The 9,834-nt window shown below is 68.6% G+C and carries 7 protein-coding genes and 1 tRNA gene; 4 read left to right on the forward strand and 4 right to left on the reverse strand.

From position 1 onward, the window contains the following. Positions 1 to 154: 154 nt before the first annotated feature. The 4 genes from ACQKIP_RS30195 to ACQKIP_RS30210 all read right to left on the reverse strand — a co-directional run bounded on the left by ACQKIP_RS30195 (position 155) and on the right by ACQKIP_RS30210 (position 5,340). The gene (locus tag ACQKIP_RS30195; protein WP_365857449.1) at positions 155 to 2,095 is read right to left on the reverse strand and encodes a kelch motif-containing protein; all 1,941 of its coding nucleotides are present in this window, start codon (positions 2,093 to 2,095) and stop codon (positions 155 to 157) included. Continuing rightward, positions 2,092 to 4,101 carry a glycosyltransferase family 2 protein gene (locus ACQKIP_RS30200; protein ID WP_365857451.1) on the reverse strand — a complete coding sequence of 670 codons (2,010 nt, stop codon included), beginning with the start codon at positions 4,099 to 4,101 and terminating at the stop codon, positions 2,092 to 2,094. Before ACQKIP_RS30200 ends, ACQKIP_RS30195 begins: the two co-directional genes overlap by 4 nt. Before the next feature lie 325 nt (positions 4,102 to 4,426). After that, positions 4,427 to 5,143 carry a FadR/GntR family transcriptional regulator gene (locus ACQKIP_RS30205; RefSeq protein WP_365857453.1) on the reverse strand — a complete coding sequence of 239 codons (717 nt, stop codon included), beginning with the start codon at positions 5,141 to 5,143 and terminating at the stop codon, positions 4,427 to 4,429. Positions 5,144 to 5,266: 123 nt separating this feature from the next. Beyond that, positions 5,267 to 5,340 (reverse strand) — tRNA-Lys (locus tag ACQKIP_RS30210). Between the two features lie 243 nt (positions 5,341 to 5,583). Between ACQKIP_RS30210 and ACQKIP_RS30215 the strand changes: the two genes are divergently transcribed. From ACQKIP_RS30215 to ACQKIP_RS30230, 4 genes are all read left to right on the forward strand, one after another. After that, positions 5,584 to 6,960 (forward strand): peptidoglycan-binding protein, encoded by a 1,377-nt coding sequence (locus ACQKIP_RS30215; RefSeq protein ID WP_365857455.1) that lies wholly within the window; start codon positions 5,584 to 5,586, stop codon positions 6,958 to 6,960. A gap of 223 nt (positions 6,961 to 7,183) precedes the next feature. Further along, complete coding sequence (locus ACQKIP_RS30220; protein WP_365857457.1) at positions 7,184 to 8,368, forward strand: SPFH domain-containing protein; 1,185 nt, start codon at positions 7,184 to 7,186, stop codon at positions 8,366 to 8,368. Next, positions 8,355 to 9,035, forward strand: coding sequence for a nucleoside/nucleotide kinase family protein (locus ACQKIP_RS30225; protein WP_365857459.1), 681 nt, complete (start codon positions 8,355 to 8,357; stop codon positions 9,033 to 9,035). The genes ACQKIP_RS30220 and ACQKIP_RS30225 overlap by 14 nt, the downstream gene beginning before the upstream one ends. Before the next feature lie 121 nt (positions 9,036 to 9,156). Beyond that, the gene (locus tag ACQKIP_RS30230; RefSeq protein WP_365857461.1) at positions 9,157 to 9,759 is read left to right on the forward strand and encodes a lytic polysaccharide monooxygenase auxiliary activity family 9 protein; all 603 of its coding nucleotides are present in this window, start codon (positions 9,157 to 9,159) and stop codon (positions 9,757 to 9,759) included. Positions 9,760 to 9,834: the final 75 nt, after the last annotated feature.

Raw genomic sequence — 9,834 nt, forward strand, 5'->3', positions numbered from 1 at the left:
GGCGAAGGCGGCTCAGTAAAAAGCGCCCGTAAGGGGCGCGGGGAACTGCGCGAGCAACCACAAAGAAGCCGCAGTCGCATCTGCCAGGATCTCGGCAGAAGCGACTGCGGCTTTTCGCGTGCTGAGCGCGCAGTTCCTCGCGCCCCTTACGGGGCTACGGCACGTGGACCCACTTGGCCTTGCTCGGTGTCCCCTGGTCGTCGGTGACGAAGAGCATGTACCAACCGGACTCCACCAGGCTCCGCTCCTGCGGGATCGTCACCGTGACCCCGTCCGCGGACTTCTTCAGGTCCAGGGCGACCGACGTCTGGTCGATGTCCGTCACGTGCGTGGAGGCGCTCGGCCGGATCAGGCGGGCCGTCTTGATGGACGAGGCGTGCTGGGTCTTGTACGTCCCGGACCCGCCCCGCTTGATCTCCTCGGGACCGCCGCTGAGCTTGGGCTGCGAGCCCTGGTAGAGATACGGCGGGGTGTAGATCTCGATGCGCTGCTCGAACTCGCCCGGCTTGGTGTTCGCCTTGTCGGAGTAGAGCGAGTCGGAGCCGAAGAACATCACGCGGCCGTCGGGTAGCAGGATCGAGCCCGAGTGGTAGTTGCGGCCGACCTCCGGGTCCGCGACCCGCCGCATGTTGCCGGTCTTGGCGTCGTAGATCCGGGCCTGCTTGATGTTCGAGTCACCACGGCCGCGGTAGTCCTCGGAGCCGCCGGATATGAGCACCGTGTCGTCGGGCAGGGTCGAGGCCTGCGGGTACCGCGTGCCCTTCTCCAGCTCGGGGCCGTCCTCGAACTTCGGGTTCTTGTCCAGGAGGTCGACGATGCGGGTCTTCTTGCTGGACTTCCTGGACTCGCCGACACCGCCGCCGCCGACGACCATGTACTTCTGTTCCTGCGCGGGCGGCAGCTCGACCGTGTTGGAGGTCTCCAGGAGATTCGGGTCGCTCATCCCGGGGATCCCCTTCCAGCTGCCCTTCTCCTCCAGGTCCCAGGTGCCGGGCTTGCGGCCGACGTCATCGGGGCCGTAGCCCGCGTTCGAGCCCGAGTAGAAGAGCCTGCCGCTCTGGAGCTGGAACACCGCGGGGTAGGTCGGGAACTGGCGGACCTGCTTGGTGTAGGTCCACTTCTTGGCCTTGGGGTCGTACAGCTCGTTCTTGCCCGGCACCAGCTGGCCGATCTCGTCGAGGCCGGAGAGGCTGAGCACCTTGCCGTCCGAGAGCGTGGTCAGCGTGGGGTACCAGCGGGCCTCGTTCATCGGGTCGACCTTGATGTACTTCTCGGCGACCGGGTCGAACTCGAAGGCGTCCTTGATCCCCTGGAAGTCCTTCTTGTCCAGGGCGAGCTTCTGCGCGATGCCGTACGTGTTGCGGGTCGCGGCGCCCTTGAGACCCTGCACGCGGTAGTTGTCCTGGGTGCCCGTCTCGTGCTTCGTGCCGCTCTGCTGCGCTTCCACGTACACCCGGCCGAGGCCCGGTTCGTTGCGCACGAACGCGCCGGTCTGCTTGTCGAAGACCTTCTTCGCGCGCTCGACGACGACCGGGTCCTTCGACACGAACGTTTTGCCGTTCTTCTTGCCGGTGAACTTCGTGCCCGCCGGCAGCGTGATCGGATTGTCCGGGTCTTCGTTGTGCACCACCATCAGGCCGCCGGCCTTGGTGATGTCGCCCTTGAGCTTCTCGTAGCGCTGGGTGCCGCCCGCGATGAGCAGATTGCCGTTGGCGAGCTGGGTGTGGCCGGTGCAGAAGAGGTCGACGGGCGTCTTGATCTTCTTGATCGTGTTCTTGACCGGGTCCCACAGGCGGGTGTCGAACTTCTTGGCGTCGAAGTTCTTCTGGTTGTTGCCGGAGCCCGCGACCAGGAGGATCTTGCCGGTGTGCAGGAGCGCCGCGTGGATCGTGTTCTGGCGGTACTCCTCGGGGAAGTTCACGACCTGCCAGTGACCGTTGTCGGCCTTGTACTCCGGCTTGTTGATCTTGTAGTCGTGGTACTTCTCGGAACCCACGCGCCAGAGCCACGGGCCGTTCATCCCGGCCAGCGCTATGACCACCGCCGCGCCTATCGCTATGCGGCGGGCGCGGCGGCGGCTGGAGCGGTCCTTCATTTCTTACGTCCCCCAAGGGCGATCTGCATGGTCTGGCCGTTCGATGCCCAGCTGGGCTTCTGCTGCGGCGCGTGCGGCGCGTGCGGTCCCTGTGGCGGGGCGTCGTGCGCCTGCGGCAACCGGGCCGTGGCGTCCTCCCCGTCGCGCTGCTGCGGCACCGTCGGGCCCTGGCCCCCGCCGGACGACGGTCCCGAAGGGCCCGCGCCGTGCCGGGACTTGCGCTTCTTCTTGTCCTGGCGCATTCCCCACCGCCAGGCGAAGATCGGCGCGGCCGTGATCAGCAGGGCGAACGTGGCCCAGACGATCATCGCCGGGTGCACGTGGTCGAAGACGAACGCGGCGGCCATCGATCCCGCGAAGACCAGGATGAAGAACAGGTGGATCCGGAACGTGCCGAACAGGGTGTCCGGGCTGGCCGAATCGCCCTTGGGAGTCACGACGAACTTGCTCTTGCGGCGCAGCGCGGCGTCCATCAGGGAGCGTGCGTAGACCGGCGCGGAGAGCGCCGACATCACCATGCCCGCGATACCGCCGGAGCCCTCGGGCTCGTGCGGCGAGACGTTGTGGCGGCGGTTCCAGATGTAGAGGCCGATCTGCAGCGCCGACGCGTTGCCGTAGAGCATCAGCCAGATCGTCGGGTCGATGTTCACGCCCGATGCGCCCATGCCCAGGAACAGCGCGCAGGAGAGCGCGGCCAGGATCCAGTTCATGGCGGACATCGGGTAGAAGATGACCATCATCGTGTAGTTGAACAGCCGGCCGGGCGGCAGCGAGAACGGCGCCTTCCAGAACTGCTTGAGGATGGTCTCGTACGTGCCGCGCGACCAGCGCAGCTGCTGCGTGAAGAAGTCCGTCCAGGCGTTGGGGCCCTCACCGACCGCGAGCACGTCCGGGGTGTAGATCGACTTCCACTTCTGGCCGGTCTTCGGGTTCGTGGCGCGGTGGATCTCGAAGCCCGTCGCCATGTCCTCGGTGATCGAGTCGTACAGACCGCCGATCTGCTTCAGGGCGCTGATGCGTACGGCGTTGCTCGTGCCGACGAACATGGGGGAGCCGTAGGCGTTGCCCGCGCGCTGGATCAGGGCGTGGAAGAGGAACTGCTGGGACTCGGCGGCCTTCGTGATGAAGTTGTCGTAGTTGCCGTAGACCTGCGGGCCGATGACGAAGCCGACGTTCTCGTCGCGGAAGAAGCCGAGCATCCGCTCGAGGTAGTTGGGCATCGGGACGTGGTCGGTGTCGACCGATGCGAAGTAGTCGTAGTCGTCGCCGTGCGCGTCCAGCCAGGCGTTGTAGTTGCCGTGCTTGGTCTTGGCGCGGTGCGGGCCCTTGCTCATGTTCCACTTCGCGATGCCCTTGCGGGAGAAGTGGTGCACGCCGAGCCGCCGGCAGACTTCCTTGACGGCCGGGTCGTCGCCCTCGTCGAGGAGCCATACGTGCATCAGACCGCGGTGCCGGATCTTGACCGCGGCCTCCAGGGTCTTCGTCACCATCTCCAGCGGCTCTTTGCCGGGCACGAAGGAGGTGAGGAAGGCGACTCGGGTGCCGGTCTCGGGCACCACGGGTATCGGGTCACGGGCGACGAGCGTGGCGTGCGCGTTCGACAGCACGTTCATGCAGCGGAAGAACTCGATGAGGCCGATGGATATGAGCATCACGACGTCGAGCGTCGGCAGCCAGTCGTTCGCGACGTAGTCACGCTTCGTCCAGTGTGTCGGCTGGAGCAGCCAGGCGAGCAGCACGAGGGAGAGCAGCGGCGCGGCGCCCAGCATCAGGGCGGCTCTGATCCGGTGCGGCTCCTGCGAGAGCAGCGAGCGGTACTGCACCTTGTACGGCTTGGTCGGATCGGGCTGCGTGAGCGGCCCCGCGAGACGGCTGTAGTGCTCGTAGTCGTATCTCGGCAGTGCCTTCTTGATACGCCTGAACCCGCCTGTCCGGTGCGACGGCACCCGCAGTTGGGTCGTCTCTGACGGGTCGTTCGGCCCGGCGCCCGTCGGCGTCGACGTCATGAGTCATCCCCCCGCACGCGGTCGCCCGCGTGTTCGTTGGTCCTTCCGTCCGGTCTGGTCCCCCTCGACCTTCACGAACGCATCAGTGACAGGCCACCGTCCCCTTAGACATGGAACAGCTACCTTCCGGTTGCATGATGCCCCCCTCGGCATCTGTGCGTGAAAGGGACCCCCGCCCGTTCCTCCCGCGGGCTCCGGCCGGGTCCCCAACTGCCCCGTACCGCCTGCCTCATGAGAGCCAATGGGTCCAGCACAAGGTTCTACGCCCCTAGCCATGATCGCAAGAGCGAAACAAGGTGTTTACCGGTCATACGAGCGATTTGAGTTAGCTATTGCTGCCTGAAGGGACAGGAGCGCTCAATCGCGTTCGAATATTACCGAAGTGTTCCCGTATCGCCCGCTCGGCCCGGAGCACGTCGCCGGACCGGACCGCGTCGAGGATCTCCCGGTGCTGACGGCAGGTGACCTTGGGATCCTGCGGCACGTCCACCAGATCGGTGCGTACTTTGTGGAAGGCGTCCCAGAACGCTTCAAGAACTTCACCGAGCAGCGGGTTGCCCAGGCAGCGGTAGAGGGTGGCGTGAAATGCACGGTCGGTTTCGGTTTGCACGGCGCCCGGCCGGCCGTTCTGACCGTCTTTGGCCGCCGTCTCGGTGTCCATCTGGTCCACGATGGCGTCCAGTTCGGCGAGGTCCGCCGCCGGGATGCGGCCGGCCAGGCGGGCGATGAGCCCGGTCTCCACGGCCTCCCTCAGCTCCAGGAGCTGGAGCAGGCTGTCCTCGCCGCGGTAGTGGCCGGCCACCGTGCGGAAGGTGAGGCCCTCGATCATGGGAGCCATCGACATAGGGCCGACATATGTGCCGAAACCATGCCGGATTTCCACGATGCCCATCGCCTGGAGTGCCTTGAGTGCCTCTCGCACGGAATTCCGACTGACGCCGAGGCGTTCCATCAGTTCGGGCTCGGTGGGCAGAGAGGCGCCCGAGGGCAGCCGCTGGTCGATGATGAGCTTCTTGATCCGCTCCTGTATGTCGCGCGCCATGGCGCAACGGTAGCGGTACGGACACGGGTATCGACCCGGCGCGGAAGCCCCGTATCCAGGTGTGTCCACGCGGCACGGGAACCACGAAAGCCCCCCGCGTGAACGGAGGGCTTTCGCTGTCTGTGCGCCGCCAGGGACTCGAACCCCGGACCCGCTGATTAAGAGTCAGCTGCTCTAACCAACTGAGCTAGCGGCGCCTGCTGACCTGGAGAACTCTACCGGACGCGAGCCTGTGCTCCGGACCATCCGGAAGCTTCGGGGGCCCGGCGCGGCATCGGGCCGGGGTCCGGGCGCGGCGGGCCCCGGGGGGCGGTGGGGCGTGAATTCCGGGCGGCTCAATCATTCGGACCGTCAACATGCGATATCGCGCGACAGTTGAGAAGCTGACGACTGTGCAGATGCGACGCAGACATTCTTTCCTTGAGTGTGAGGGGAATCGCATGGAGGTTGCTCCGGTATTCGATGAATTCGATCCCGAGAGCGACTGCGACTGTCCCGGATGCATTCACCGGCGGCGAGCCATGGCCCATGCGCTTCCCGTGAGCCTCGGCGGCCACCCGGCGGCGCACGGGGCGCGGCGCGCCCTTGTCGTCGCCGCGGCCGCGGGCACCGTGCTCGGCGGCGGCCAGGTGCTTCCGGCGGTGGCCGCGCCCGATGCCGGGCAGCATCCGGGGCGGCCGCCGGGTGCGGTGCCGGGGGCTCCTGCGGACGAGGATCCGGGGGCGGTTCCGGGGGCGGATGCGCGGGTGGACCCCGGTCCCGGCAGTCCGCAGGGCGGTACGAGCGGGCTGCACGGGGCGCCGGGCGCGTCGGGCACTCCGGGGCCCACGGAGGCGGCGCCGCGGCCCATGACCCGGAGCGCGATCCTCGCCCGGGCCGGGACGTGGGTCGCGGCGCAGGTGCCGTACAGCATGAGCAAGTACTGGAGCGACGGCTACCGGCAGGACTGCTCGGGCTTTGTCTCGATGGCCTGGAACCTCGGCGGCAATGAATGGACCGGCAGCCTGGCCAAGTACGGGGTGCGCATTACCAAGGCGCAGCTGCAACCCGGCGACATGCTTCTCTTCCACAATCCCGCGAACCCCGAGAAGGGGTCGCACGTGACCATTTTCGGCGGCTGGGCCAATACTGCTCGTACGCAATACATCGCGTACGAGCAGACCCGTCCGCATGCTCGTAAGCAGACGACTCCCTATGCCTATTGGAGTAATGGGAGCCGCTATCTGGCCTACCGCTACAAGGGTGTGACGGGCGGCGCTCCGGGCGGCGCGCGGCCGGGCACGGGGACGGCCTATCCCGGTGCGGGGTCCTTCGGTCCCGGCGCGAACAACAAGTACGTCACCCAGCTGGGCAAGGCCCTGGTCAGCAGGGGTGGCGGCCGCTTCTACACGTCAGGTCCCGGCCCGCGCTGGAGCGACGCGGACCGCCGGGCCACGCAGGCGTTCCAGCTGGCGCAGGGCTGGAAGGGCAAGGACGCGGACGGTCTGCCGGGCCCCGGGACGTGGTCGTACCTGATGAGCGGCAAGGGCCGCGACATCCCGCGCGCCGGAGCGGGTGCGGGCGGCAGCCAGGGCCGGGCTCCGGTGTACCCCGGCAGCGGGGTGTTCCGCCCCGGCCGGTCCAGCCCGTCCGTGGAGGAACTCGGCAGACAGCTGGTGAAGAAGGGCTTCGGCAAGCACTACGCCCGGGGCCCCGGCCCGCAGTGGAGCGAGAGCGACCGCCGCAACGTCGAGGCGTTCCAGCGGGCCCAGGGCTGGCGGGGTGCGGCGGCGGACGGATATCCGGGGCCGGAGACGTGGCGGCGACTGTTCGCGTGAGCCACGTGAGGCACGTGAGCCACGTGAGCCGCGTGAGCCGCGTGAGCCGCGTGAGCGCGGGGCGGCAGGTATGAGACCGGGGCACGTACGAGACCCAGGCACATATGAGACCCGGACCCGTATGAGTCCGGGGCACGTACGAAACCCGGTCAAGAACGAGACCCGGGCACGTATGAGATCGAGGCACGTATGACGCGGAGGCACGTATGAGGCGGAGGCAAGGATGAGTGCGACAGCGGCATCACGGTCACAGGCGCCCCAGCCAGAGGACCCGCAGGTCGCGGGCGCCAAGGAGCCGGCCGCCCGCTCGCCGCGCCTGATCCAGAGCGAGGCCACCACCGAGATCCCCATCCATCTGCTCTTCCGCGACGACCCCGCCGACCCCGGAGTGTCGCTGTCGCCCGCCGTGGTCCGGCGCCGGCAGGGCACGGGGGAGCAGCCCCGCACCGCCCGGCGCCCCGCGGCGGCGACCGCCCCGGTGGCCCGCCCCCTGCCCGACGTCGACCCGGCGCTCGGCGAGCGGCCCGCCCGGGTGCTGCCCGGCATGGCCGGTGTGCTCGGCGGGGCCTCGGGAGTCGCCGGGTGCGCGGCCGCGCTGTGGTGGGCCGGAGTGCTGCCCGAGCCCGTGGCGCAGGCGGCCGGACTGCCCCGGCCCGACGGGTACGACGGATACGCCGGGCTCGGTCTCGCGCAGTGGGCCTCGCTCGCCGGATCGGGCGCGCTCGCGCTGTTCGGCTTCGGGGGCCTTGCCCGCGGCCGGGTCGGCACGGCGTGGGTGCTCACCCTCTTCGGGCGGTACCGCGGCAGCGTCCGCAGGACCGGTCTGATGTGGGTCAACCCGCTCCTCCTGCGCCGCCGTGTCGACGTACGCCTGAGGCACTGGCGCAGTGAGCCGATGCCCGCGGTGGACCGGGGCGGGGTCGCGCTGCGGGTCGTCGTCCTCGTCGTGTGGCGGGTCAAGGACGCGGCGCGGGCCACGCTCGGGGTCGCCGACCACCAGGAGTATCTGCGCGAGTGCGTCGAGGCGGCGACCGCACGTGTCCTGTCCCGGCTGCCCGCCGACGCCTTCCACGACGACACCCCGACCCTGCGCGACGCGGAGGCCGTCGGCGACGCGCTGACCCGGATGCTCGCGGCGGAGACCGAGCCGGTGGGCATCCAGATCTTCTCGGCCCAGCCGACCCGCATCGAGTACGCCCCCGAGATCGCCGACACCATGCGCCTGCGCCGGGTCGCCGCCCTGGACGCCAAGCACCGCGACAGCGTGCTCACCTCGGTGGTGGACTCCGTCGAGGACACGGTGACCCGGCTGACCACCCGCGGACTCGTCGAGCTCGACGACTACGAGCGCAAGGCCTTGGTCAAGGACCTGACGGTGGCGTTCTATACGGGGCATGGAGACCGATGACAGCACCCCCGGGCATGCCCACGCCCCTGCCCTCGCGGACCTCGCGCGGGACGCCCGACGCCTGACCGCGGACCGGCCCCGCACCCTCCTCGGGATCGCGGGGCCGCCCGGCGCGGGCAAGTCGACGTTCGCGCGGGCACTGGTGCAGACCATCGGCGAGACCGCCGCGTATCTGCCGCTGGACGGCTTCCACCTCTCCAACGATCAGCTGGAGCGTCTCTCCCTCACCTCGCGCAAGGGTTCGGAGCCGAGCTTCGACGTCCGGGGATACGTCGCGCTCCTCACCCGGGTCCTCGCGGACACCGGGCACGACATCTACGTACCCGATTACGACCGCACGCTCCACGAACCGATCGCCGCCCGGCACCTGGTCCCGCCGACCGCCCGTCTCGTGGTGACCGAGGGGAACTATCTGGCTTGCGATCTGCCCGGCTGGCGCGAGGCGCGCGGCCTGATGGGGGAGTGCTGGTACGTGGAGGCACCTGCGGAGGTACGTCAAATGCGCCTCGTAGAGCGGCAGTTGGCGGGCGGTCGGACGGCCTCCGGGGCGGCGGCGTGGGTGGCGACGAACGACGACCCCAACGGCGAACTCGTGGAGAAGTCGCGCCGTCGCTGCGATCGGATCGTCTCCACGATTGGTATGGACATGTTCAACTACCGGCAATAATCTGAGCTTGGTCTAGACCGCAGAACTCACTGCATTCACCGCGCCCCTGCACCCGCAGCGACGCGGTGCCGCGGCGCGCGCACGGCTCACGGAATCCCCACGTTTCCCCTGGAGCGGCAGCATGCGAAACAAGAAGATGTACGCGGCGATGCTCGGCGCCACCACGGTCGGGGCCCTCGCGCTCTCGTCCGGTGGCGCGAGCGGCCACGGCTACACGGATCTGCCGGCCAGCCGCCAGATCAACTGTTCCAACGGCACGGTGAGCGGCTGCGGTTCCATCCAGTACGAGCCGCAGAGCGTCGAGGGTCCAAAGGGCTTCCCGGCGGCCGGTCCGGCCGACGGGAAGATCTGCTCGGCGGGCGTCGGCGGCTTCGACACGCTCAACCAGCCGAAGGCGCCGGGCGGCGGCGCCTGGCCGACGACCAGCGTCAGCGCGGGTCAGAACTACAGCTTCCGCTGGCAGTTCACGGCACGTCACCGCACCACCGACTTCAAGTACTACATCACCAAGCAGGGCTGGGACGAGAGCAAGCCGATCACGCGGGCCGCCCTCGAAACGACCCCGTTCCTCAATGTCCCCTACAACGGACAGCAGCCGCCCGCCACGCTCTCGCACTCCGGGACCATCCCCGGCGGCAGAAGCGGACACCACGTGATCGTCGCGGTATGGACGGTCCACGACACGGCGAACGCGTTTTACGCCTGCTCCGACGTCAAGTTCTGAGCAGGGCTTGAGGCTCCGGCGCACTCCCCATGGGTAGGTTCCGCGTACGCCGTCCAGACCAGGACGGCGTACGCG

The sequence above is a fragment of the Streptomyces sp. NPDC059900 genome (genome assembly GCF_050270335.1).
GTDB lineage: Bacteria > Actinomycetota > Actinomycetes > Streptomycetales > Streptomycetaceae > Streptomyces.